17 protein-coding genes and 1 pseudogene are annotated in these 22,948 nt (G+C 74.0%); 13 read left to right on the forward strand and 5 right to left on the reverse strand.

What is annotated here, in order from left to right; all coding sequences use genetic code 11:
- Positions 1 to 155: 155 nt before the first annotated feature.
- Positions 156 to 1,313, forward strand: a complete 1,158-nt coding sequence (locus ACIP8Z_RS04635; RefSeq protein WP_030316649.1) for an ROK family transcriptional regulator — start codon at positions 156 to 158, stop codon at positions 1,311 to 1,313.
- Positions 1,314 to 1,365: 52 nt separating this feature from the next.
- On the opposite strand, the gene ACIP8Z_RS04640 is transcribed toward ACIP8Z_RS04635, so the two are convergent.
- Together ACIP8Z_RS04640 and ACIP8Z_RS04645 are read right to left on the reverse strand one after the other, a co-directional pair.
- Positions 1,366 to 2,106, reverse strand: coding sequence for a GntR family transcriptional regulator (locus ACIP8Z_RS04640; protein ID WP_402078618.1), 741 nt, complete (start codon positions 2,104 to 2,106; stop codon positions 1,366 to 1,368).
- A 313-nt stretch (positions 2,107 to 2,419) separates the two neighbouring features.
- A complete protein-coding gene (locus tag ACIP8Z_RS04645; protein ID WP_402078934.1) occupies positions 2,420 to 3,304 on the reverse strand; it encodes an RNA polymerase sigma-70 factor in 885 nt (294 codons plus the stop codon).
- A 133-nt stretch (positions 3,305 to 3,437) separates the two neighbouring features.
- On the opposite strand from ACIP8Z_RS04645, the gene ACIP8Z_RS04650 reads away from it, so the two are divergent.
- Entirely contained in the window at positions 3,438 to 4,271 is an 834-nt protein-coding gene (locus ACIP8Z_RS04650; RefSeq protein WP_402078620.1) for an alpha/beta fold hydrolase, read from the forward strand.
- A gap of 57 nt (positions 4,272 to 4,328) precedes the next feature.
- Here ACIP8Z_RS04650 and ACIP8Z_RS04655 read toward each other — a convergent pair.
- Positions 4,329 to 5,165: pseudogene (locus ACIP8Z_RS04655) on the reverse strand (EamA family transporter); the annotation flags it as partial.
- Between the two features lie 244 nt (positions 5,166 to 5,409).
- On the opposite strand from ACIP8Z_RS04655, the gene ACIP8Z_RS04660 reads away from it, so the two are divergent.
- The 3 genes from ACIP8Z_RS04660 to ACIP8Z_RS04670 are packed head-to-tail and all read left to right on the forward strand — an operon-like array spanning position 5,410 to position 7,756.
- Positions 5,410 to 5,856 (forward strand): GntR family transcriptional regulator, encoded by a 447-nt coding sequence (locus tag ACIP8Z_RS04660; protein ID WP_402078623.1) that lies wholly within the window; start codon positions 5,410 to 5,412, stop codon positions 5,854 to 5,856.
- Positions 5,853 to 6,749: an ABC transporter ATP-binding protein gene (locus ACIP8Z_RS04665; protein ID WP_402078626.1), complete on the forward strand. Its 897-nt coding sequence runs from the start codon at positions 5,853 to 5,855 to the stop codon at positions 6,747 to 6,749. Before ACIP8Z_RS04660 ends, ACIP8Z_RS04665 begins: the two co-directional genes overlap by 4 nt.
- The gene (locus ACIP8Z_RS04670) at positions 6,746 to 7,756 is read left to right on the forward strand and encodes a transporter (protein WP_402078629.1); all 1,011 of its coding nucleotides are present in this window, start codon (positions 6,746 to 6,748) and stop codon (positions 7,754 to 7,756) included. Before ACIP8Z_RS04665 ends, ACIP8Z_RS04670 begins: the two co-directional genes overlap by 4 nt.
- Positions 7,757 to 7,872: 116 nt before the next feature.
- Here the strand turns inward: ACIP8Z_RS04670 and ACIP8Z_RS04675 are convergent, their stop codons facing one another.
- Positions 7,873 to 8,799: a helix-turn-helix domain-containing protein gene (locus ACIP8Z_RS04675; RefSeq protein ID WP_402078937.1), complete on the reverse strand. Its 927-nt coding sequence runs from the start codon at positions 8,797 to 8,799 to the stop codon at positions 7,873 to 7,875.
- A gap of 167 nt (positions 8,800 to 8,966) precedes the next feature.
- Here ACIP8Z_RS04675 and ACIP8Z_RS04680 point away from each other — a divergent pair, with 167 nt between their 5' ends.
- The 6 genes from ACIP8Z_RS04680 (at position 8,967) to ACIP8Z_RS04705 (ending at position 19,476) form a co-directional block, all read left to right on the forward strand.
- A complete protein-coding gene (locus ACIP8Z_RS04680) occupies positions 8,967 to 9,998 on the forward strand; it encodes a saccharopine dehydrogenase family protein (protein WP_402078631.1) in 1,032 nt (343 codons plus the stop codon).
- A 114-nt stretch (positions 9,999 to 10,112) separates the two neighbouring features.
- Complete coding sequence (locus ACIP8Z_RS04685) at positions 10,113 to 11,699, forward strand: PLP-dependent aminotransferase family protein (protein WP_402078633.1); 1,587 nt, start codon at positions 10,113 to 10,115, stop codon at positions 11,697 to 11,699.
- Positions 11,700 to 12,007: 308 nt separating this feature from the next.
- Positions 12,008 to 13,597, forward strand: a complete 1,590-nt coding sequence (locus ACIP8Z_RS04690) for an alkaline phosphatase D family protein (protein WP_402078635.1) — start codon at positions 12,008 to 12,010, stop codon at positions 13,595 to 13,597.
- Between the two features lie 104 nt (positions 13,598 to 13,701).
- The gene (locus tag ACIP8Z_RS04695; protein ID WP_402078638.1) at positions 13,702 to 15,111 is read left to right on the forward strand and encodes an SWIM zinc finger family protein; all 1,410 of its coding nucleotides are present in this window, start codon (positions 13,702 to 13,704) and stop codon (positions 15,109 to 15,111) included.
- On the forward strand, positions 15,108 to 17,933 hold the full coding sequence (locus tag ACIP8Z_RS04700; RefSeq protein ID WP_402078641.1) for a DUF6493 family protein: 2,826 nt from the start codon (positions 15,108 to 15,110) through the stop codon (positions 17,931 to 17,933). Before ACIP8Z_RS04695 ends, ACIP8Z_RS04700 begins: the two co-directional genes overlap by 4 nt.
- An 88-nt stretch (positions 17,934 to 18,021) precedes the next feature.
- Positions 18,022 to 19,476, forward strand: coding sequence for a GNAT family N-acetyltransferase (locus ACIP8Z_RS04705; RefSeq protein ID WP_402078643.1), 1,455 nt, complete (start codon positions 18,022 to 18,024; stop codon positions 19,474 to 19,476).
- Here the strand turns inward: ACIP8Z_RS04705 and ACIP8Z_RS04710 are convergent.
- Positions 19,373 to 20,614 carry a trans-sulfuration enzyme family protein gene (locus ACIP8Z_RS04710; protein WP_402078645.1) on the reverse strand — a complete coding sequence of 414 codons (1,242 nt, stop codon included), beginning with the start codon at positions 20,612 to 20,614 and terminating at the stop codon, positions 19,373 to 19,375. The two genes, ACIP8Z_RS04705 and ACIP8Z_RS04710, sit on opposite strands and share 104 nt — an antisense overlap.
- A gap of 59 nt (positions 20,615 to 20,673) precedes the next feature.
- Between ACIP8Z_RS04710 and ACIP8Z_RS04715 the strand changes: the two genes are divergently transcribed.
- Positions 20,674 to 21,171: an Lrp/AsnC family transcriptional regulator gene (locus tag ACIP8Z_RS04715; protein ID WP_187623638.1), complete on the forward strand. Its 498-nt coding sequence runs from the start codon at positions 20,674 to 20,676 to the stop codon at positions 21,169 to 21,171.
- A gap of 49 nt (positions 21,172 to 21,220) precedes the next feature.
- On the forward strand, positions 21,221 to 22,924 hold the full coding sequence (locus ACIP8Z_RS04720; protein ID WP_402078648.1) for a DUF885 domain-containing protein: 1,704 nt from the start codon (positions 21,221 to 21,223) through the stop codon (positions 22,922 to 22,924).
- Positions 22,925 to 22,948 lie beyond the last annotated feature (24 nt).

The following is a 22,948-nucleotide window of genomic DNA, read 5'->3' on the forward strand; positions in this document are numbered from 1 at the left end:
GTAAAGCCCCCACCACTGACAGTTGGCGCCGCGTCAGAAACCGAGGGGGCCGGTGGGCCGGGGCGAATCCAAAGCGTCATGGGGGCGGCACTCGCCGCGACCGGGCCCATTGAGTACCATCCGCCGAAGAGGTGCACGAGCTGGGAGGACACACTGTGGGGCGGCTGACCGGCGGGGATCCGTCTCTGCTGCGGCGGATCAACTCCGCGGTGGTACTCCATGCGCTGCGCGGCGCCGAAGCGCCGACGCTCACGGATCTGACCCGGATCACCGGCCTTTCGCGGCCCACGGTCGAAGGGGTCGTCGAGGGACTCATGGAGGGCGGCCTCGTCGTCGAGGCGGCGCCCGAGGAGGGCGAGGCCCGGCGCCAGGGGCGTCCCGCGCGGAGGTTCCGCTTCCGCGCCGAGGCCGGTCATCTGCTCGGCATCGAGATCGGCCCGCACCGGGTGGCCGCGCTGCTCTCCGGTCTGGACGGGCGGATCATCGGCGCCGGTTCGCGCGAGGTGTCGGAGACGGCCCCCGAGGACGAGCGCCTGGACCGGGTCCGTACGGTCGTGGCCGACGTGCTGCGCAGGGCCGGGGTCGCCCGGTCCAATCTGCGGGCCGTCGGCGTGGGCACCCCCGGCATCGTGGAGGCCGACGGCACCGTCCGCCTCGGTACGGCCCTGCCGGGCTGGACGGGTCTCGCGCTCGGCGAGCGGCTGCGGCGCTCCTTCAAGTGCCCGGTCATCGTGGAGAACGACGCGAACGCGGCGGCCGTCGCCGAGCACTGGAAGGGTGCCGCGACCGACTCCGACGACATCGTCTTCGTCCTCGCCGGGCTGAGCCCGGGCGCCGGTTCGCTGATCGGCGGCCGGCTGCACCGCGGTTTCGGTGGGGCGGCCGGGGAGATCGGCGCCCTGCACCTGCTCGGCCGGGGCGTCACCCCCGAACATCTGCTGTCGACGACGGACGAGCCGCTGCACCCGCTGGACGAGCAGGCGGTCGCCGAGGTCTTCGCGCTGGCCCGCAAGGGCGACGCGCGCGCGGAGGCGGCGGTGGAGCGGTTCATCCAGCGGCTCGTGCACGACGTGGCGGCCCTCGTCCTGGCGATCGACCCCGAGCTGGTGGTCGTCGGCGGCTGGGCGGCCGGCCTCGACGGCGTGCTCCAGCCGCTCCGGGAGGAGCTGGCCCGGTTCTGTCTGCGGCCGCCGCGGGTGGTCCTGTCGCTGCTCGGCGAGGCCGCGGTGGGGACGGGTGCGCTGCGGCTCGCCCTCGACCACGTGGAGGAGCAGCTCTTCGCGGTCGACGGCACGGTGACGGCCCGCCGGTAGGAGGATCCTCGCGACGGGCCGTCGGCCGGTGTTCGGTGTGCGCGGGAGGGCGCTACGAGGCCATGACCAGGTCGCCCGAGTCGCCGAAGGTGAGGCGGCAGGTGTCGGCGCGGTAGGTGGCCACGGAGACGGCGGCGGTACGCCCTCCGGAGAGGTAGCGGGTCGTCACGACGAGCACGGGCGCGCCCGGCAGCCGGTCGAGCTCCTTGGCGTCGTCGGCGCGGGCGGAGCCGAGCTCCACGGAGCGGTCCTGGCCGTCGAGGGCGAGGTGCTGGAGTTCGCGGAGCACCGCGCGGGCGCGGGCGGTTCCGACGGGCGCGTCGATGGCGCTGAGGCCAGGGACGGAGCCGGCGGGCACGTAGAGCAGCTCGGCGGCGACGGGCTGGCCCTGGCTGACGCGGATGCGGCGGACGATGTGCACCTGCTCCTCGGCGCCGCTCTCCAGGACGCGCGCGACGGCGGCCGGGGCCACGTCGGCGGCGGAGTCCAGGGACTGCCAGGCGTCGTCACCGACGCCCGGCCAGGAGTGCTGGGCGGTGGAGACGTCGACGCCGACGCGCGGCGGGGCGACGGTGGTGCCGACGCCGCGACGGCGCTGCAGTCTGCCTTCGAGCTCCAGCTGCTCCAGAGCCTGGCGGAGCGTGGCACGGGCGACGCCGAAGCGTGCCGCGAGATCGCGCTCGTTGGGGAGGATCTCCCCGACCGCGAAGTCCGAGTCGAGTGCTTCGCCGATGACTGTCTTGAGGTGCTGGTACTTCGGTTCCGGTACCGATGCCAGCTGCGTGGTCCCCACCCTGATCCTCCGCAATTCGCCGTGTCCCGCGGCGTTTTTCCGCGCCCTTGTTTATTAAAGGTTCCTGCACTAACTCTGCGACCATAAGGCGAGCCCACCCCTTGGTCAAGACCAATCCTCTGTCGAACGCCCCCGAATGTGACCCTCTGACCTAGATCGTTCACAGGACGTTCGCGCCCCCGTGTGCCCCGCGCAGCAAAACACCCCGCCTCCCTGGGGGGAGACGGGGTGGAGTTCCGGCCGATCGACGTGATCGGGCCGTTTCTTCGCGTGGGGCGCGTCCTGGGCGCGTCCCGTGCGCGTCCTGGGCGCGTCAGAGACCGACGAGCGCCTGGAGCTTGTCGGGGTTGCGGATGATGTAGACGCACTGGACGCGTCCGTCGAGCACCTCGATCTGGAAGACGGAGTCCGGCGTGCCGTCGACGAGGGCCAGCAGGGCGGGGGCGCCGTTGAGCTCCAGGAAGCGGAACTCGAAGATCTCCCCCGCGCCCTGGGAGGTGGCGTGCAGGAAACGGCCGACCTTGTCGGCGCTCTCGATGATCCGCAGCGGGGCCTTGGACTTGCCACCGCTGTCGCCGACGAGCCGTACGTCCGGGGCGAGCAGGGCGAGGAGATCGCCGAGGTCGCCGCCCGCCGCCGCGGCGAGGAAGCGCTCGGTGAGGTCCCGGCGCTCGGCCGGGTCGACGTCGTAGCGCGGCTTGCCCTCGTCGACATGACGCCGGGCGCGCCCCGCGAGCTGGCGCACGGCCGCCTCGGAGCGGTCCAGGGCGGTGGCGATCTCGGCGTACGGGAAGCCGAAGGCCTCACGCAGCACGAAGACGGCCCGCTCCAGCGGGGAGAGGGATTCGAGGACGACGAGGACGGCGAGCGAGACGGAGTCGGCGAGCAGGGCGCGCTCGGCGGTGTCGGGCGCGGTCGGTCCGAAGTCGGTGACGACGGGCTCGGGCAGCCACGGGCCGACGTAGGACTCGCGGCGCGCCTGGGCCTGCCGGAGCCGGTCGATGGCGAGCCGCGTCGTGATCCGTACGAGGAAGGCCCGGGGCTCGCGGACCTCGGCCCGGTCCTCCGCGGTCCAGCGCAGCCAGGCCTCCTGGACGACGTCCTCCGCGTCGGCGGCACGGCCGAGCATCCGGTAGGCGACGCCGAGGAGCATCGGGCGGTGCTCCTCGAAGTGCTCGGTCAGGGTGTCGGTCGGAATATCGGTGGGCACCCGTCCATCCCAGCCCACCAGGGTCGCGCTGTCCAGTTTCGGACGGGGTCTTGAACTCCAGGCTACTGATCGGTAATTCTCGCTGACAGGACGTCTAAAAGCTTCAGGACAGGGAGTCCGCATGCCCGAACGGATCGCGTTCACGATCGAGACGCCGGTGGGCCCCCGCACGGCGTCCCTCACCTACGAACGCCGGGGCGCGGGGGAACCGCTGCTGCTCCTGCACGGGATCGGGCACCACTGGCAGGCCTGGGAGCCGGTGCTGGACATCCTGGCCGCGGAGCGGGACGTGATCGCCGTCGACCTGCCCGGTTTCGGCGACTCCGACGAGCTGCCCGAGGGCTGCCCGTACGACCTGTCCACCGTCGGGACCGTGCTCGCCGCCTTCTGCGAGGCCGTCGGCGTCGAGCGCCCCCATGTGGCGGGGAACTCGCTCGGCGGACTGCTCGCCCTGGAGCTGGGCCGGGAGAAACTGGTGCGCTCGGTCACCGCCCTCTCCCCCGCCGGCTTCTGGTCGGAGGGCGAGCGGCGGTACGCCTTCGTGACGCTGCGGGCGATGCGGGGCGCGGCGAGGTCGCTGCCCCTGCCGGTGATCGACCGGCTCTCCCGGACGTACGCCGGGCGCACCGTCCTCACCAGCACGATCTACGCACGCCCGGGGCGCCGTTCACCCGCGGCCGCCTACGCCGAAACGCTCGCGCTGCGCGGGGCCGGCGGGTTCCGCCAGACCCTGACCGCCGGCGGGAGCGTGCGCTTCCGCGACGACGTCGCCGACGTGCCCGTCACGGTGGCCTGGGGTGCCCGCGACCGGCTGCTGCTTCCCCGCCAGGGCGTCCGCGCCAAGCACACCATCCCCGGCGCGCGGCTCGTCCGGCTGCCCGGCTGCGGTCACGTGCCCATGAACGACGACCCGGCTCTCGTCGCACGCGTGATCCTGGACGGCAGCGTCACCTGAGTCCGGGCAGGTGCAGCGGGTCCTCCGCGTGAAGAGGCCGGTGCCCACGGCGGCACCGGCCCCCACCAGCAGGCTGCCGGCCGCCTGCGGGAGACCGAAGGCGGCCCCCGCGACCAGGGCGGCGCTCAGGGCGGCGGCGACCGGGATCGCGCCGGTGAAGAGGGTGGCCCGCTCCATGCCGACTCGCTGGACACCCATGTAGAAGAGGACGAACCCGACAACGGTGGCGAGCGCCGCCTGCCAGATCAGGGCGCCCGTCTCCACCGCCGTCGGCATCCGGACGAGACCGGCCCCGTCCACGACCAGGCCCACGAGCGCCGCCTCGGCCGCGCCGACCCCGCACACGACCGCCGTGAGCAGCTTCGGCCCGAGCAGCCGAAGGACGGGGACGGCCAGCACCGTGAAGCCGACCTCGCCCGCGAGCGCGGCCACCGACCAGCCGATTCCGGCCAGGTCCGTACGCCCCCAGCCCTGCACGGTGAAGGCACCGGTGGCGACGAGCAGTGCCCCGTACAGCACGGCGGGGGCGGGCCTGCGGCCCTCGGTCAGCGGGACGAGGACGGCGACGACGACCGGGGCGCAGCCGACGAGGACGCCGGGCACGGCCGGCTCGGCGGTCCGCTCGGCGGCGAGGACCGCCAGGTTGAAGCCGACCATGCCGACGCCCGCGAGGGTGGCGAGCCGCAGCCAGTGACGGGCGGTCAGGATCCGCAGCGGGGCGAGCCCGCCGCGGCCGAGCAGCGGGAGCAGGAGCAGACAGGCGGCGCCGTAGCGCAGGGCCTGGCCGCCCGCGTACGGGTAGTCGCCGAGGAGGCTGTTCGCGGTGAAGGAGGCGCCGACGAGGGCGTAGGCGAGGGTCACGAGGAGGACCCCGCGGAGGGCGTTCACGTTCATGCCTCCGACGCTAGGAAGGCGCGCGGCCCTGGTGAAGGTCCACTTCTGTCACGCCATCGGGGACCACTTCGGGGCGATGCCGTCGTGTGCGCCGCCGTCCGGGCCGCCGTGCGGGCCGCCGTGCGGGCCTCGTGCGGGCCGCCGTCCCGGGCCGGCGGGCGGGTTCGCATACACCGGCCGGGAGATCGCGCGGGTTCGCTTTCCTCAGCCGGCCGGCCCGGCGTCCGCGGTGAACTCTTGCCTCATGACCGACCTAGAGGTCTATAGTGCTAGGCAACTAGATAAATGGAGGGAACCGGTGATTGAGTTCCACCTGAACAGCCGGTCCGGCTTGTCCCCGTACCAGCAGCTGGTCCAGCAGGTTCGGCACGCACTGCGCCTGGGGCTGCTGAAGGAGGGAGACCGGCTGCCGACGGTCAAGGACGTGGCGAGGCAGATGGCGGTCAACCCGAACACGGTGCTCAAGGCGTACCGGGAGCTGGAGCACGACGGCCTGGTGGCCGCCCGCCCCGGCGTGGGCACGTTCGTGACCCGCACCCTGGCCGACGCCTCGCTCGCCGCACACGGGCCTCTCCAGAAGGACCTGCAGCGCTGGCTGACCAAGGCCCGGCTGGCCGGGCTCGACGACGAGAGCATCGAGGCGTTGTTCATGAACACGTTTCGCAACGTGGCCGGAGAGGACGTGGCGTGAGCGCCGTCTTGCGAGCCCAGGGCCTGGGCAAGAGGTACAAGCAGCGCTGGGCGCTGCAGAACTGCGACCTGGACGTCCCCGCCGGCCGGGTGGTGGGCCTGGTCGGCCCCAACGGCGCCGGAAAGTCGACCTTGTTGAAGTTGGCCTCCGGCATGCTGACCCCGTCGGCCGGCACCATCGAGGTGTGCGGCGGCCGCCCCGCCTCGGGTGTGGAGCAGCTGGCCAAGGTCGGCTTCGTCGCCCAGGACACCCCGGTCTACGCCGCACTGAGCGTCGCCGACCACCTCGACCTCGGCAAGCGCCTCAACCCGAACTGGGACGAAGCCGTGGCGCGCGAGCGGATCCGTCGCCTCGGTCTGGACCCCGAGCAGCGGGCCGGGAAGCTGTCCGGCGGCCAGCGCGCGCAACTCGCCCTCACCCTGGGCATCGCCAAACGCCCGGAGCTGCTCATCCTGGACGAGCCGGTCGCGGCACTGGACCCGCTCGCCCGACGGGAGTTCATGCAGGACCTCATGGAGGCCGTCGCCGAGCACGAGCTGAGCGTCGTGCTCTCCTCCCACCTGGTCTCCGACGTGGAGCGGACCTGCGACTACGTCATCGTCCTGGTCGACTCCCGGGTGCAGGTGGCCGGCGACATCGACGACCTCGTCGCCTGCCACCACCGGCTCACCGGACCGCGCCGGGACCCGGACACGCTCCCGAGCGGTCAGCACGTCGTCACCGCCAGCCACACCGACCGGCAGACCACTCTCCTGGTGCGCACCGACACCGCGGTCCACGATCCGTCCTGGACCGTCAGCCCGCTCGGTCTGGAAGACATCGTCCTGGCCTACATGACCCGGCCCGCCGACGCGGTACGTGACACTCGGCCCGCACTGGAGGTACTCCGATGATCTGGCTGACCTGGCGCCAGTTCCGTACCCAGGCCGCCGTGGTGTTCGCCGTGGTAGCCGCCCTCGCCGTCACCCTCGCGGTCACCGGCCCGCACCTGTCCGACCTCTACCGCATGGTGGGCAGCAGCCTGGTGGACCAGGTCTCCAGTTCGGACCAGTCCCTCTACTACGCCGGACTGCTGGTCGTACTCGCCGTGCCGGCCGTCGTCGGGATGTTCTGGGGCGCGCCGCTGATCGCCCGTGAGCTGGAGACCGGTACCCACTACCTCGCGTGGAACCAGGGCGTCACCCGCACGCGCTGGCTGGCGGCCAAGCTGGGGCTCGGTGCGGCGGCCGCCATGACCGCTGCGGGACTGACCAGCCTCGCGGTGAGCTGGTGGAGCAGCCCCCTCGACCGGGCTGTCAACGGCGGCGGCGCGACGGACACGTACTTCCCGCGGCTCGACCCCGTGGCCTTCGCCGCACGGGGTGTCGTCCCCGTGGCCCATGCCGCCTTCGCCTTCGTGCTGGGCGTCGCCCTCGGCCTGGTCATCCGCCGCACCCTGCCCGCGATGGCCACCACGTTCGCCCTGTACGCCGCCGTCCAGATCGTCGTACCGATCTGGATCCGGTCCCACCTGGCGGCCGCGGACCGCACCGTCCTACCGATCGAGCCCGGCGGCGCCCCCATCAGCATCCAGGACGGTGCCAGGCAGATCATCGCGCACCTCGAAGAAGTGCCCGGATCCTGGGTCACCTCCCAGCAGACGCTGAACGCGTCCGGTCAGCCGGCCCCCGTGCCGTCGTCCTTCGCCGACTGCCTGCGCACCGAGTCGGGCCCGCCCACCCTGCAGCAGGTCGACGGCTGCGTCGCCGACCTCGGCGCCCTGGGCTACCAGCAGCAGGTGACGTACCAGCCCGCCGGGAACTTCTGGGTCCTGCAGTGGGCCGAGACCGGGCTCTATCTCGGCCTCGCCCTGGCCCTGGCCGGGTTCTGCGCCTGGTGGATCCGCCGCCGAGCGACCTGACGGACGCCGGCCCCACGACGGGGGCGCCCGTGAGGGGCGGCCGGGCCCCGGCTGCCCTCACAGCCTCGACACCGGTCCTCCCTCACCATCGGGCATCCCCTGGCCGCTGAAGGGCGTCACATGAGACGGTCGGCGCCGGCGCGGGCGCGGAAGGTGCGGCGGTAGGCGTCCGGGGGCACGCCGACGGTGCGGTTGAAGTGCCGGCGCAGGGTCGTGGCGGTGCCCATGCCGGTGGCGGTCGCGATGCCCTCGACGCTCTCGTCGGTGGACTCCAGCAACTCCTGGGCGTGGCGGATCCGCTGGGTCAGCAGCCACTGCAGCGGGGTCGTACCGGTCACCGACCGGAAGTGGCGGCCCAGGTTGCGCGAGCTCATCCGCGCCCGGCGGGCCAGGTCGTCCACGGTCAGCGGCTGGTCGAGCCGCTCCATCACCCAGGGGAGCAGATCGCCGAGCGGGTGGTCGTCGCGCGCGGGCACGGGGGTGGTGACGAACTGGGCCTGGCCGCCGGCGCGGTGCGGGGGTACGACCAGGCTACGGGCGACCGTGTTGGCGACGGCCGAGCCGTGGTCGAGGCGGACCAGGTGCAGGCAGAGGTCCATCGCGGCGGCCTTGCCCGCGGAGGTGAGGACGCGGCCGTCGTCCACGTAGAGCACGTCCGGGTCGACCTCCACCCGGGGGTGGCGGGAGGCGAGTTCCTCGGTGTGGGCCCAGTGGGTGGTCGCGCGCCGTCCGTCGAGCAGGCCCGCGGCGGCCAGCACGAACGCGCCCGTGCAGAGGGAGGCCACGCGCGCGCCCGCCTCGTGGGCCGCGCGCACGGCGTCGACCAGTTCGGCGGGCGGGGCCTCGTCGGTCTCGGCGAGGGCGGGAACGATCACCGTGCCCGCGCGCGCCAGCAGGTCGAAGCCGCCGTCGGGCTCCAGTCGGAACCGGCCGATCCGGACGGTGGACGGTCCGCAGAGGGAGACGTCGTACCAGGGGCCGGTCACGGCGGACGGGGGCGGGCCGAAGACCTCGTACGCCACGGAGAGTTCGAACTGACGCATCCCCTCGGTGACGGCCAGCGCGACGGTGCCCGGGTCCGGCCTCAGGTCTGTGTCCACGTCCGTAATTGTACGCAGGATGTCGTTCCGGACACTCGTGTGTGACGGCCGCCGGGGCCAGGATTGGTCCCAGGAGAACGGTTCGGGTCGTACGAGAGCAGGGAGAAGTCATGGAAACGGGGCTCACGGTCGCGGTGTTCGGCGCCTACGGACACACCGGGCGGTTCGTGGTGGCGGAGCTGCTCGCCCGCGGGTTCGTCCCGGTGGCCGTCGGCCGTGACGCCGGCAAACTGAGGGCTCTCGCGGAGTCCCGTCCCGGGCTCGACGTGCGGCCCGCGTCGGTCGACGACCCGGCGTCGCTCGACCGCGCGCTGGCAGGTGCGGCGGCCGTGATCAACACCGCGGGTCCGTTCGCCGTGACCGGCGCCCCCGTGATCGAGGCGGCCCTGCGGGCCGGGATCCCGTACGTGGACGTGGCGGCCGAGATCGAGGCCAATGTCGACACGTTCGAGCGGTTCACGGACCGGGCCCGCGCGGCGGGCACGGTGATCGTCCCCGCGATGGCCTTCTACGGCGGCCTCGGCGATCTGCTCGCCACCGCCGCCATGGGCGACTGGGCATCGGCCGACGAGGCCCACATCGCGTACGGGCTGAGCAGCTGGCACCCCACCGCCGGCACCCTCGCCGCGGGCAAGGTCTCCCGGGAGCGGCGGAACGGCCGTCACGTCCGCTTCACCCAGGGGCGGCTGGAGTACCACGACGACGCGTTCACGGTCCAGGAGTGGCCCTTCCCCGCCCCGATGGGTCCCCGGCCCGTCATCGGTGAGTTCACGATGGCCGACGTGGTCACCGTCCCGAGCCATCTGAAGGTGCCGGAGGTGCGCACCTACATGGCGGTGGAGGCGGCCCAGGACCTGTCGGCGCCGGACGCGTCGGCACCGGCCGCGGTCGACGAGCTCGGCCGGTCCGACCAGACCTTCGTCGTGGACGTCGTCGTCCGCTCGGGCGACGCGGAACGCCGGGCGGTGGCCGTCGGCCAGGACATCTACGCCGTCAGCGCGCCGCTCGCCGTGGAGGCCGTCGGGCGGATCCTCACCGGCCGGACCAGGACGACCGGCGTCGCCTCGGCCGGCGAGGTCTTCGACGCTCCGGACTTCCTCCGCGCGCTCGCCCCGCACATCTCCTTCGACCTGCACGGGTGACGGGCCCGCCGCCGGACCGGATCCAACCCGGTCCGCTCGGGCGCGGCATCGGCGGCATCATGGGCCTGGGCCGGGACCGCCGGCGCGCGGGACGGGGAGAGGGGCCGCACGGACATGAGGAGCCACGGACAGGCGGCCTGGGAGCTGCTCCTGCCGGCCGTCGCCGCCCCGGCGCGGCGACGCGGCCGGGCCCTCCAGGAGGCGCTGCGCGAGGCGGTGCGCTCGGGCCGGCTCGCGGCCGGGACCCGGCTGCCGTCGACCCGAGCGCTCGCGGCCGACCTGGGCGTCTCACGGGGCCTGGTCACGGAGGCGTACGAACAGCTCACCGCCGAGGGCTATCTGCGCAGCGACCGGGGCGCGGGTACCTGGGTGGGCGACGCGGCGAGGGGCCGGCTCGGCGGCACGCCCGCGCGTGGGGCGGCCCAGGATCCGGGCGGGGGTACGCGGGCGGAGGGAGCCCTCGCCGCCGCCCTCACCCCTGGCCCGGGCCCGGCCACGCGCGCGCGTGGGGCCGGCGCCCCTGGTCCGGACCCGGCCCCGCACGTGCGTGAGGCCGTCGTCCGAGATCCGGCCCCGGGCACGCACGCGCGGCGTGCGGGTGCGCCCGCCGTCCGTGTGGACTTCCGCCCCGGGACACCCGATCTGTCGCTGTTCCCGAGAGCCGCCTGGTCGGCGGCCCAGCGGGCCGTCCTCGCGCGGCTCCCCCACCCCGCCCTCGGGTATCCGGACCCGCGCGGGCTGCCCGAACTGCGGGAGGCGCTGGCCGGGATGCTGACGCGGCGCCGGGGCGTGGTGGCCGATCCGGAGCGGCTCGTGGTGTGTTCGGGGGTGGCGCAGGCGTCGACCCTGCTCGGCTTCGTGCTGCGGGCGCGGGGGCTCGGCGCGGTCGGCGTCGAGGATCCGGGCAGCCCGGAGCACGGGCGGCTCTTCGCCTCGACCGGTCTGGACACGGTGTGGCTGCCCATCGACGAGGAGGGGCTGCGGCCGGAGCCGCTCGCCGCCTCCGGGGTACGGGCGGTGGTGGTGACGCCCTCGCACCAGTTCCCGTCCGGGATCAGCTGGTCGGCGGAGCGCCGTGCCGCGCTGCTCGACTGGGCGCGGGCGGTGGACGGTCACGTCCTGGAGGACGACTACGACGGCGACTTCCGGTACGACCGGGCTCCCGTCGGCGCGCTCCAGGGACTGGACCCGGAGCGGGTCGTCTACGCCGGCTCGGTCAGCAAGTCGCTCGCGCCCGGGTTGCGGCTCGGCTGGATGCTCGTCCCCGAGGCGCTGCTCGCCGAGGTCGTCGAGCGCAAGCGGACGATGGACCTCGGCAACCCCGTACTCGATCAGGCGGTGCTCGCGGAGTTCGTGGCGCGTGGCGCGTACGACCGGCAGTTGCGCCGCTGCCAACGCGCCTACCGGGAGCGACGGGACGCCCTCCTGTCGGCGCTCGCGGAGCACCTGCCGGGGACCGTCGTGAGCGGCATCGCCGCGGGGCTGCACGTCATCGCGCGCGTACCGGGGCGTTACGGGCCGCCGGAACGGTTCCTGGCACGGTCGGCGGAGGCGGGGGTGGCGCTGCGGCCCCTGGAGGAGTACGGCACGGCGCGGCCCGGGGACGGGGAGGTGCGGCTCGTGATCGGGTACGCGCACCTGGCGCCGCCCGTCCTGACGGCCGGGATACGCAGGGTGGCGGAGGCGGTCGGCCGCGGGTGAGGCGATCCACGCGCCGGGCGCCGGTCGGCCGGGGATGGCGATCCATGCGCCGGGCACCGGTCGGCCCGAGGGCGAGGTGCTCCGTTCACGCGGCCCGGAGGCGGTGAGCCGGAGGGCGCGGAGCTCCGTTCACACGGCCCGGAGGCGGTCGGCCCGGGGGGAGGGGCTCTGTTCACGCGCCCGGTGCCGGAGGCCCGCGGCGGCCCCCCACGTGAGTGTTCACGCGGGGTTCGTGTGGGCGCCGCCCCCGGCCGTTAGGCATGGGGCGACGCACCGCCCCCGCCCGGACGCCCCTCGGAGGCTCTTCCATGTCCCAGCCCGTACCCGGCAGTTCCCCCTCCCCCGCCCGGCGCAGCGTGCTGCGCGGTTCGCTCGCCGCGTCCGCGGCGCTCACCGTCGGCGGTGCCGGTCTCGCCGCTCCGGCGTTCGCGCTGTCGGGCCGGCCCCGCGCCGAGTGGGGTGTGCAGACGGGCGACGTCACGACGTCCTCGGGTCTGGTGTGGGTGCGTTCGGACCGGCCGGCCCGCATGCTCGTGGAGACCTCGGCGAGCGAGTCGTTCCGGCGGGTGCGCCGCCACCACGGGCCGCTGATCGGCGCCGGCACGGACTTCACCGGCACCACGGCGCTGCGCGGGCTGCCCGCGGGCGAGCAGATCCACTACCGGGTCACGCTCGCCGACCCGGACGACCCGCGCCGTGCGGGCGAGCGGATCGTCGGCACCTTCCGCACCGCTCCCGACCGTCGTCGGGACGGGGTCCGCTTCCTCTGGTCGGGAGACATCGCCGGGCAGGGCTGGGGCATCAACCCGGACATCGGCGGCTTCCGCGCGTACGAGGAGATGCGCCGTCTCGACCCGGACTTCTTCCTGTGCAGCGGCGACTCGATCTACGCCGACGGGCCGCTCCAGCCGAGCGTGACGCTGCCCGACGGGCGGATCTGGCGGAACGTCACGACGCCCGAGAAGTCGAAGGTCGCGGAGACCCTCGACGAGTACCGGGGCAACTTCCGATACAACCTCCTGGACCACAACGTCCGGGCGTTCAACGCGCAGGTGCCCACGGTGATGCAGTGGGACGACCACGAGGTGCGCAACAACTGGTATCCGGGCCAGATCCTGGACGACGCGCGCTACACGGAGAAGGACGTGGACGTCCTCGCCTCGCGCGCCCTGCGCGCGTTCGGCGAGTACACGCCGGTGTCCACCCTCCACGCGCGCGGGAACGGTCGCGAGCGCCGCATGCACCGGGTGGTGCGGTACGGGCCGCTGCTCGACGTGTTCGTGCTCGACATGCGCTCGTTCCGGAACGCCAACTCCCCCGGGCGACAGGCCGACGACACCACCGGCATCCTCGGCGCCGAGCAGCTCGCCTGGCTCAAGCGGGAGCTGGCCGCCTCCACCGCGGTGTGGAAGGTCCTCGCGGCGGACATGCCGCTCGGCCTGGTCGTCCCGGACGGCACCAACATCGAGGCGATCGCGCAGGGCGACCCGGGCGCGCCGCTGGGCCGTGAGCTGCAGATCGCGGAGCTGCTGCGGTTCATCAAGCACCGGCGGATCACCGGCACGCTGTGGCTGACGGCGGACGTGCACTACACCTCGGCGCAGCACTACGCGCCGGAGCGGGCGGCCTTCCAGGACTTCGCGCCGTTCTGGGAGTTCGTGTCGGGTCCGCTGGCCGCGGGCGGCTTCCCGGCGAACGCGCTGGACGCGACGTTCGGCCCGGAGCGGGTGTTCGTCCGGGCGCCCGAGCGGGCCAATCTGTCGCCGATGGAGAGCCCGCAGTACTTCGGGGAGGTCGACATCGACGGTCACAGCGGAGAACTGACGGCCCGTCTGCGGGCGGAGGGCGGCGCGGTCCTGTTCAGCAAGGTGCTGCGGCCGGGTCGCGTAGGGCAGTGACACCTGGTCGGAGGGGGTGCGGGAGCTGCTGCCCGCCGGTCGTGACGGCCGGACGGGCCCCGGCTCCCCGGTGATTGTCAGTGCCGGGTCCTAACGTCGTTTCCATGACGCGATCCGTACAGGCACTCGCCTATGCCCGCCCTTCCGCGCTGGAGTCCACGGGCTCCGGCCGGCTGCTCGGTCTGGAGACGGCGGGGGGTCTCACGCCCCGCGGGGCCGAGGCCCATCCCCGTTTCTTCGCCGGCTTCCTGGCCTCGCCGCAGGTCGCCGCCCGCGGTCTGCTGGCGGTCGCCGACGTCGCCGCGGCCCGCTACCACCAGCGGATACGGCCGGGGTCGCTCGACCCGGTGGTGACGGGGAACGGGGACCGGCTGCGGTTCGAGTCGTTCTCCGGCTGCGGCGGGGTGTACGCGCGCCTGGACGTGCTCGACGAAGGGCTCGGGGGTACGGAGACGGGCCACGGAACGACCAACGTCGACGTCAACAACCCGCTGCGCGAGGCGCTGTCGCGGATGACGGGGGACGACCCGCTGCACCTCCGGGTGGGTCCGGAGGAGATGGCGGTGACCACGCTCGCGGGGGCGGTCGTGGAGAAGAAGGTCCCGCTGCCGGACCGCTGGCTGCGGGGCTTCGCCGAGGCGCAGGTCGCCTCGGCCCGGTTCGATCTGCGGGCCGAGCTGAGCGGGGCGGAGGCCGTCCGTTTCCTTCGGTCCCTGCCACGCAACCAGGCCCGTGGGCGGGGTCCGATGTGGATCACGCAGTCCGGCCGGACCCTGCGGCCGACGACCCGGCCCGGCGCCGGAGCGGTGTGTCTGCCGGGACCCGACCGGCTCGTCGCCCTGGAGCGGGTGCTGCGGCACGCGACGGGGCTCCGGGTGTACGGGCCGGTGCCGGACGGCACCCTGGCCACGGCGAGCGCCTGGGAGGTGGTCCTGCCGGGCATGCGGCTCACGCTGACGCTGTCGCCGGACCCCGCGCGGGGTTTCTCCGGCGAGGGCGGGGTCCTGGAGGCCCTCGCGACGGAGGAGGCCGCGCAGGACGCCGAGCTGGTCGCGGTCCTCCTCGCCTGGGAGCCGCGGATCGACCCGGCGGACCTGGCGGCGCAGGCCGGGCTCACGATCGACCGGGTGCGCGCGGCGCTGACCCGGCTCGGCACGGCCGGGCGCGTGGGGTACGACGTGGCGGACGCGGCGTACTTCCACCGGGAGCTGCCGTACGACGCGGACCGCGCCGAGCGGCACAACCCGCGCCTGGTGAGCGCCCGACGGCTGGTCGCCGAGGGCGCGGTGACCGTCGAGGGCGAGCCGGCGACGGTGGTCTCGGGCGAACGGCGCTACCGGGTGCGGGAGTCGGACGGGGTGCTGAGCTGCACCTGCCAGTGGTGGGCCGACTACCGGGGCCGCCGGGGCCCGTGCAAGCACGCGCTGGCGGTCCGGATGGTCCGGCGGGGCGCGAGGCCCGAGCCCGTCGGTGCCGGGGGCGACGGAGCGACGGTCGCCGGAGCGCCGCGATGACGGGGAGCGCCGGGACGGCGATGGAGGGTGGGGGGCCCGAGGTGGGGATCAGCCTGGTGAACAGGGTGATGGACAGCATGATGACCAAGGTGAGGAGCGCCGTGGTGCGCGGGGCGGGGAACGACACGGCAGTCGACGCGGGGAGCACGAGCGGCGACGCGGGAACCACGGGCGGTACGGAGGGGGGCACCCCGGTCGAGCAGCTGCTGGCGGCGGTGCGCGCGGGGCGCGCCCACAAGGTGCCGGCGCTCCTGGAGCCGCTGGACGCCGCGGCTCGGAAGACCGCTCTCGGGCAGCTGAAGTCCCTGCGCTCCGAGGTGCGCGCCTGGGACTGGAAGCGGTGGAACGAGGCGACCGCCGTGCGGCGCGCGCTGTACGTGGCGGGCGCCGGCTGTCAGACCGGCGCGGCCGCGACGGCGACCTGGCTCGGCGGGCGCGACCTGCTGAGCTGGCGCTCCGAGGACGGCGCCCTGGTCCTCTCGGTGCTCGCCGACCGGGACCCGGCGTGGACGGCGGACGTGGCGCAGCGGCTCGCGGCGCGGCCGGCCGTGGCGGAGAGCAGCTACGGCCTGATCCGCGGACTCGTGGAGCGCTCCGGGTGCGCGGTGCCCGCGACCGACGGCTATGTCCTCGCGTGGACGCGGGAGATCACCGACTCGCGCCTTGTGGAGCGGCTCCGGGAGGACTCGCACACGCGGGTGCTCGTGCCGCACGCGCTCGCCATGGCCGAGACGCCCGACCGGCTGACCTGGTCGGTCGGCCCCGAGGCGCCGACGCACTGGCCCACCGCGCTCGCGACCCTCGTCACGGAGGGCGTGCTCGACCGGGCCCAGGTCGTGGACCTGTGCGTCTCCCGGCTGCTGCGCGGCGGCCGGGCCCGCGACCTGCGGTTCCCGCTGGAGGTGCTGCGGCTCGTCGAGCCGAGCGCGAACGAGCGCCGGGACCGGGTCCCGGACTGGATCGGGATGACGGCCGACGCGCCGTCCCCGGTCGCGGGGTACGCGCAGGAGGTCCTCGCGGGCCTCGCCGCCGACGGCGCGCTGTCGGCCGGGGCGCTGGCGGAGATGACGGGCGGAGTGCTGTTCCGTACCGAGAAGAAGCTGGTGCGGGCCCAGTTGGCGCTGGTCGGCAAGGTGCTGGCGCGGGAGCCCGGCGCGGTGGAGGAGCTGCTGCCGGCCGTGGCGGAGGCCTTCGGCCACGAGGACACCACGATCCAGGAGCGGGCCCTGAAGCTGGTGGGCCGTCATGCGGGCGCGGTGGACGCCTCCGTACGCCGTGAGCTGGCCGAGCAGGCCGGTCTGCTGAGTCCGGTGCACCGTCCGGCGGCCGTGGCGCTGTTCGGGCACGACCTGGAGGCGGAGTCCGGGGTCCCGTACGAGGAGATCCTGCCGCCGGTCCCGGAGCGGGAGCCGGTGGCCGCGCCTGCGACGACGGTCGAGGCGCTGGTGGAGGAGCTGCTGACGAGGGGCCGGTACCAGGACCCGACGGCGTTCGAGCGGACGCTCGACGGTCTGGTGCGGATCGCGCGGCGGGACCGGGCGGGTCTTGAGGCGGCGGTGCGCGAGGCGTTCCCGACGGAGCACTGGGAGCACCAGCACTACTTCAGCCACTACACCCACGGGGCGGAGGTGGTTCTCGCGGGGCTGCTCGGTCTTCTGCCGGGGTGGCGTGTCGACTCCGGGCGGGCGAAGGGCAACGACCGGAAGGCCTGCCACCACGAGGCGCTGTCGGGGATCCTGGACGCGCGCCTGTGGGAGGCCGCCGGCCTGATCGGCACGGACGCGCTGCCCTTCCTGCTGGCCGCGCCGACCCTGCACACCGGTGAGATCGACCCGGTGGTGCTGGTGGAGCGCCTGCGTGGCTACCGGGAGGCGGGCGTCGAGCCGGCCCCGGCCGACTTCGCCCAGGCGCTGCTCCGGGTCGGGCGCCGGGATCCGTCGGCCGCGCGAGCGGCCGAGGAGGCCGTGGCGCTCGGCACACGGGAGGGAGACCGGCTCGCCTCGTGGCTGCGGGCGGGAGACCCCCTGGGAACGAGGGTGCGGTTCCTCGGCCGGGGGAAGGACCGGGCTTCGCAGAAGTGGTGGCTGACGGACCGGATCGTCGTCGAGATCGACGACCGTCCCGCGGTGCGCAAGGAGTTCCCGGCGGCCTTCCGGTGGCTGGGGGGCGAGCTGCGGGCGACTCCCCGTCGCTGCTACCACTGGCTGGACACGCGGGCGCACTGGGCCGCGGCGTTGCCGGTGGACCGTGAGTTCGTGGCGGCGTGCGTCCTGTCCTCCCTCGCCTCGGGGGCCGACGCGGACCAGCGCGGTGTGACCGAACCGCTCACCGCGTTCGCCGAGGCGGGCGGCCCGGCGGGCCGGTCCGTCCATCTCGCGGTGGCGTTCGGTCTGGGCTGTCAGGACGCGGACGACCGGCTGCGCGCGGTGGACGCGCTGCTCGTCCTGGCGGCGCGGGGCGATCTGGACGCCCGGCTGCTGGGCACGGAGCTGGCGTGGCTGGTCGTGGAGGGCTCGGTGAAGCCGAACCGGCTGGCGGACGCGCTCCGGACGACGGCCGCCACGGGCGCGTACGGCACGGTCTGGGCGGTTCTTGAGCCGCTGCTGCCGGAGCTGCTCGGTGCGGAGAAGCCGGTGCGCGGTCTGGGCGAGGTGCTCGCGGTCGCGGCGGACTGTGTGGAGCGGTGCGGGGCCCGGGGTGAGGTGGCGGGGCTCGACGCGATGGCCTCGGCGCGGAGCGCCTCGCAGTTCGTCGTCCAGGCGAAGCGGCTGGCGGGCGCACTCGGCCGGGGGGCCGATCAGCCTCTGACAGAAACGGTCTGAATCGTTCTTTAAGCCGCTAGATGGGCGCTTAACCCGTCAGTCACAAAGCGTTCGTGATCACGCAACACCACTGGGTCACAGTGAGGTCATGACCGATGTGACGTCTTCGAAGAGCGCCCGCCGTCCGCACCACTGGCGGCACGACCTGATCGAGCTGGCCGCCCTGTTCACCGCGGTGGTGGTGGCCGACACGATCGCCAAGAGCATCGTCAAGGGCCCCGACGGCCCCTACCTCCTGGTGTTCTCGGCGATCGCGCTGGTCGCCACCGCCGCCTTCCACACCTGGTGGGCGCGGAGGCACAGTCATGCGAGCCATGCCCCGCCCGCCGGGCACACCGGCGGGCACTCCCCCGTGGCCGTCCCGGTGAGCACCGAGGAGGAGCGGGCAGAGACGGAGCCCGTGGTGCCCGCCGAGACCGCGCTGTGGCGGATGCGGACCACCGTCGCGGACACGCCGGGCAGCCTCGCCGCCCTGTGCACGGTCCTCGCCCGCCTGGGCGTGGACATCCTCACCCTCCAGACGCATCCGCTCGCCGACGGCACGGTCGACGAGTTCCTGCTGCGGGCGCCCGCCGGTCTCTCCGCCCACGCCCTCGCCCGCGAGACGGCGGCGGCCGGCGGCCGCGACACCTGGACCGAGCGGGCCGACGCCCACGACCTGGTGGACACCCCCACCCGGGTCCTCGGACTGGCCACCCGTACGGCACTCGACGCGGCCGAGCTGCCGCTCGCGCTGCGCCAGCTCCTCGGCCGCTGCACCCTCCACTCCGTGCCCGCCGTCTCCCTCACCGGCCGTCCCACCGGCGAACCCGCCCCGGTCGAGGGCGTCCTGGAGGAGACCGTGATGCGGCTGCGCGACCCGAACGGCGGCACGCTCATCGTGGAGCGGCCCTACCTCCCCTTCACCCCCACCGAGTTCGCCCGGGCCCGCGCCCTCGTGGAGCTCGACGCCCGGCTCGGCCCGCGCGTCCCGCGCAGCCAGGACGTACTGACCCTCCCCGAGGGCAACGAGATCACCGTCCGCCGCGCCGATCAGCGCGATCTGCCCGCCGCGCGCGCCATGCACGACCGCTGCTCGGCGCGCACCCTCGGCCTGCGCTACCACGGCCCCGTCGGCGACGCCGACCGCTACCTCGACCATCTGCTCAGCCCGCGCTTCGGGCGCACCCTCGCCGTCCAGACGGCCTCCGGCCGGCTCGTCGCCCTCGGGCATCTGCTCTGGGACGGCGACGAGACCGAGGTGGCGCTGATGGTGGAGGACGACTGGCAGCGGCGCGGCATCGGCTCCGAGCTCCTCGGCAGGCTGGTGGCGATGGCCGAGGAGACCGGCTGCGCGAGCGTGTACGCCGTGACGCAGTCCTCCAACACCGGGATGGTGGCCGCGATGCGGGCGCTCAACCTCCCCCTCGACTACCAGATCGAGGAGGGCACCCTGGTGATCACAGCCCGGCTGGCCTCGGCACCGCGACCGGCCGCCCGGCCGCAGCACCGTGAGACGCAGCAGGAGCAGCCGCACGAAGGGGTGCGGCGGGCGGAGCGCTGAGCGCCCAGGTCAGATCGCGCCAGAGGTCCTCGACGTCCTCGAGACCGACCGACATCCGCAGCAGGCGGTCGCTGACGCCCGCCGAGCGCCGGTCGCCCTCGGCCACGATGCGGTGGCTGATGGAGGCCGGGTGCTGGATGAGGGTGTCGACGCTGCCGAGGCTGACGGCGGGGGTGATGAGCCGGACGCCGGCGATGACGTCGTGCGGGTCGCCGTACACCTCGAAGGCGATCATGGCGCCGCCGATCCGCGGATAGTGGACCTGTGCGATCCGGGGGTCGGTGGCGAGGCGCCGTACGAGTTCGGCCGCCGTGCCGGACGCCGCCCGCACCCGTACCGGCAGGGTGGAGAGACCGCGCAGCAGCAGGTAGCCGGCGAGCGGGTGCAGCACCCCTCCGGTGGCGAAGCGGACCTGGCGGAGGGTACGGGCGAACTCCTCGTCGCAGGCGACGACGCCGCCCATGACGTCACCGTGGCCGCCGAGGTACTTGGTGGCGCTGTGCAGCACGATGCGGGCGCCCTGCTCGACCGGGCGCTGGAGCACGGGCGTGGCGAAGGTGTTGTCGACCAGGAGCGGCACGGAGCCGCAGGAGTGGGCGAGGGCGCGGATGTCCGCCTCGGCGAGGGTCGGGTTGGCGGGCGACTCCACCATGACCAGGCCGGTGTCGGGGCGTATCGCATCCGCCACGCCCGCCGGGTCGGTCCAGGTCACCTCGGTGCCGAGCAGACCGGCGTCGAGCAGGTGGTCGCTGCAACCGTACAGCGGACGGACCGCGACGACATGGCGCAGGCCCTGGCTCGCCCGGGCGAGGAGGACGGCGGTGAGGGCCGCCATGCCGCTGGCGAAGGCGACGGCGGCCTCGGCGCCCTCCAGGCGGGCGAGGGCCTCCTCGAAGCGGGCGACCGTGGGGTTGTCGAGCCGGGCGTAGACCGGAGGCCCGTCGAGCCGGGCGCCGGTGGTGGCGAACTCGTCGATCCGGGCGGCTTCGGCCCGGGCGTCGTACGAGGGGTAGGTGGTGGACAGGTCGATCGGCGGGGCGTGCAGACCGAGCGAGGCGAGGTCTTCGCGGCCGGCGTGCACGGCTTCGGTGGCGAGGGCTCTCGGGGTGTCCGAGCGGCCGTAGTCCATGGCGTCCATGGCGGCACTGTGAACGGATACCGGGAAGTAGCGGGAAATCGCCGTGCTACGTTCGCCAGATGGCCGATTCTGTCGTACTGGACGCGGTCGATCTGCACATTCTTCGCCTCCTGCAGAACGACGCCCGGACCACCTACCGCGAACTCGCCGCCGAGGTCGGAGTGGCACCGTCCACCTGCCTGGACCGGGTGGCACGTCTGCGCCGCACCGGCGTGATCCTCGGACACCAGCTACGACTGGATCCGGCCAAACTCGGCCGAGGGCTTGAAGCACTCCTTCTCGTCCAGGTCCGGCCGCACCGGCGGGAACTGATCGGTCCGTTCGTGGACCGGATCCGGGCCCTGCCGGAGTCGCGGGCGCTGTTCCATCTGACGGGACCCGACGACTACCTGGTGCACGTGGCCGTAGCGGACCCCGCCGACCTGCAACGACTCGTCCTCGACGAGTTCACGTCACGCCGCGAGGTGGCCCGCGTCGAGACCCGGCTGATCTTCCAGGAGTGGGAGTGCGGCCCGCTTCTGCCGCCCGTTTCGAGCCCCTCCTTGTCAGCCGACTGACCTCCGACCAGGGTGACGCGGGCCCGCCGGAGGCGCCAGGATGACCCCCATGCCAGAGACTTCCAGCAGCCCGCTGCCCCGCCAGGTCGCCGACGAACACGTCGACGCACTCATCGCCCTCGACCCGATCACCGGTACGTACCTGGGAGTCAAGGAGAGTGCCGGACTGCTGCCCGACTTCTCGCCGGCCGGCCAGCGGGCCGTGGCCGACCTCGCCCGCCGGACGCTCGCCCGGCTCGACGCGGCGGAGCGCGTCCCGGGTGCGGACAGCGAGGCCGAGCAGCGGTGTGCCCGTCTGCTGCGGGAGCGCCTCACGGCGGAACTCGCCATGTTCGAGGCCGAGGAGGGCCTCTGCACGGTCAGCAACATGCGCTCGCCGGCGCACAGCGTCCGCATCGTCTTCACGGTGATGCCGACGGAGACCGAGGAGGACTGGGCCGCGGTCGCCGCCCGGCTGCGCGCGGTCCCGGCCGCGCTGGGGGGCTACCGTTCCTCGCTCGCGCTCGGTCTCGAGCGCAAGCTCCTCGGCGGGCCGCGCCCCACCGCCACCTTCGTCGAGCAGCTCACCGAGTGGGCGGGCGCGGAGAGCGGCAGGCCGGGCTGGTTCGAGGAGTTCGCCGCCGCGGCCCCCGACACCTTGCCCGAGGATCTGCGCGCCGGGCTCGCGAAGGCGGGCCGGGGCGCCACCGAGGCCGTCACGGAGCTGCGGGACTGGATGCGGGACGTGTACGCCCCGGCCGTCGCCGACGCCCCGAACACGGTGGGCCGCGAGCGCTACCAGCGCTGGACCCGCTACTTCAACGGCACCGACCTGGACCTCGACCAGGCGTACGCGTACGGCTGGACCGAGTACCACCGGCTGCTCGGCGAGATGCGGACCGAGGCCGAGCGGATCCTGCCGGGCGCCGGCCCCTGGGAGGCCCTCGCCCACCTCGACGAGCACGGCACCCACGTCGAAGGAGTCGACGAGGTCCGGGTCTGGCTCCAGCGGCTCATGGACGAGGCGATCGAGGCGCTCGACGGCACCCACTTCGAACTCGCCGACCGGGTACGGCGGGTGGAGTCGCGCATCGCCCCGCCGGGCGGCGCCGCCGCGCCGTACTACACGGGCCCGTCCGAGGACTTCTCCCGTCCCGGCCGCACCTGGCTCCCGGTGGACGGCACGACGCGCTTCCCGGTGTACGACCTGGTGTCGACCTGGTACCACGAGGGCGTCCCCGGCCATCACCTCCAGCTCGCCCAGTGGGTGCACGTGGCCGACCGCCTCTCCCGCTACCAGGCGACCATCGGCAAGGTCAGCGCCAACTGCGAGGGCTGGGCGCTCTACGCGGAGCGCCTGATGGACGAACTCGGCTTCCTGCCCGACGCGGAGCGGCGCCTGGGCTACCTCGACGGGCAGATGATGCGAGCGTGCCGGGTGATCGTGGACATCGGCATGCACCTGGGTCTGGAGATCCCGGCGGAATCGCCGTTCCACCCGGGCGAGCGGTGGACCCCCGAGCTGGCCCAGGAGTTCTTCCAGCGGCACAGCAGCCGCCCGCCGTCCTTCGTGGAGAGCGAGCTGACCCGCTATCTGTCGATGCCGGGGCAGGCCATCGGCTACAAGCTGGGCGAGCGCGCCTGGCTGCTCGGCCGGGCCAACGCGCGGGCGGCGCACGGGGACGCGTTCGACGCGAAGGCCTGGCACATGGCGGCCCTCTCGCAGGGCCCGCTGGGCCTCGACGACCTGGTCGACGAGCTCTCACGGCTGTGAGGACCGCGCACTGAGATCCCCGGT

This window comes from Streptomyces sp. NPDC088553 (assembly GCF_044752965.1).
GTDB lineage: Bacteria > Actinomycetota > Actinomycetes > Streptomycetales > Streptomycetaceae > Streptomyces.

Coding starts and splice junctions, on each gene's coding strand:
- ACIP8Z_RS04715 (WP_187623638.1), top strand. CDS start 20,674: ATGGCCGATTCTGTCGTACTGGACGCGGTCGATCTGCACATTCTTCGC.
- ACIP8Z_RS04675 (WP_402078937.1), bottom strand. CDS start 8,799: ATGCGTCAGTTCGAACTCTCCGTGGCGTACGAGGTCTTCGGCCCGCCC.
- ACIP8Z_RS04650 (WP_402078620.1), top strand. CDS start 3,438: ATGCCCGAACGGATCGCGTTCACGATCGAGACGCCGGTGGGCCCCCGC.
- ACIP8Z_RS04720 (WP_402078648.1), top strand. CDS start 21,221: ATGCCAGAGACTTCCAGCAGCCCGCTGCCCCGCCAGGTCGCCGACGAA.
- ACIP8Z_RS04705 (WP_402078643.1), top strand. CDS start 18,022: ATGACCGATGTGACGTCTTCGAAGAGCGCCCGCCGTCCGCACCACTGG.
- ACIP8Z_RS04680 (WP_402078631.1), top strand. CDS start 8,967: ATGGAAACGGGGCTCACGGTCGCGGTGTTCGGCGCCTACGGACACACC.
- ACIP8Z_RS04685 (WP_402078633.1), top strand. CDS start 10,113: ATGAGGAGCCACGGACAGGCGGCCTGGGAGCTGCTCCTGCCGGCCGTC.
- ACIP8Z_RS04690 (WP_402078635.1), top strand. CDS start 12,008: ATGTCCCAGCCCGTACCCGGCAGTTCCCCCTCCCCCGCCCGGCGCAGC.
- ACIP8Z_RS04700 (WP_402078641.1), top strand. CDS start 15,108: ATGACGGGGAGCGCCGGGACGGCGATGGAGGGTGGGGGGCCCGAGGTG.
- ACIP8Z_RS04710 (WP_402078645.1), bottom strand. CDS start 20,614: ATGGACGCCATGGACTACGGCCGCTCGGACACCCCGAGAGCCCTCGCC.
- ACIP8Z_RS04660 (WP_402078623.1), top strand. CDS start 5,410: ATGACCGACCTAGAGGTCTATAGTGCTAGGCAACTAGATAAATGGAGG.
- ACIP8Z_RS04695 (WP_402078638.1), top strand. CDS start 13,702: ATGACGCGATCCGTACAGGCACTCGCCTATGCCCGCCCTTCCGCGCTG.
- ACIP8Z_RS04670 (WP_402078629.1), top strand. CDS start 6,746: ATGATCTGGCTGACCTGGCGCCAGTTCCGTACCCAGGCCGCCGTGGTG.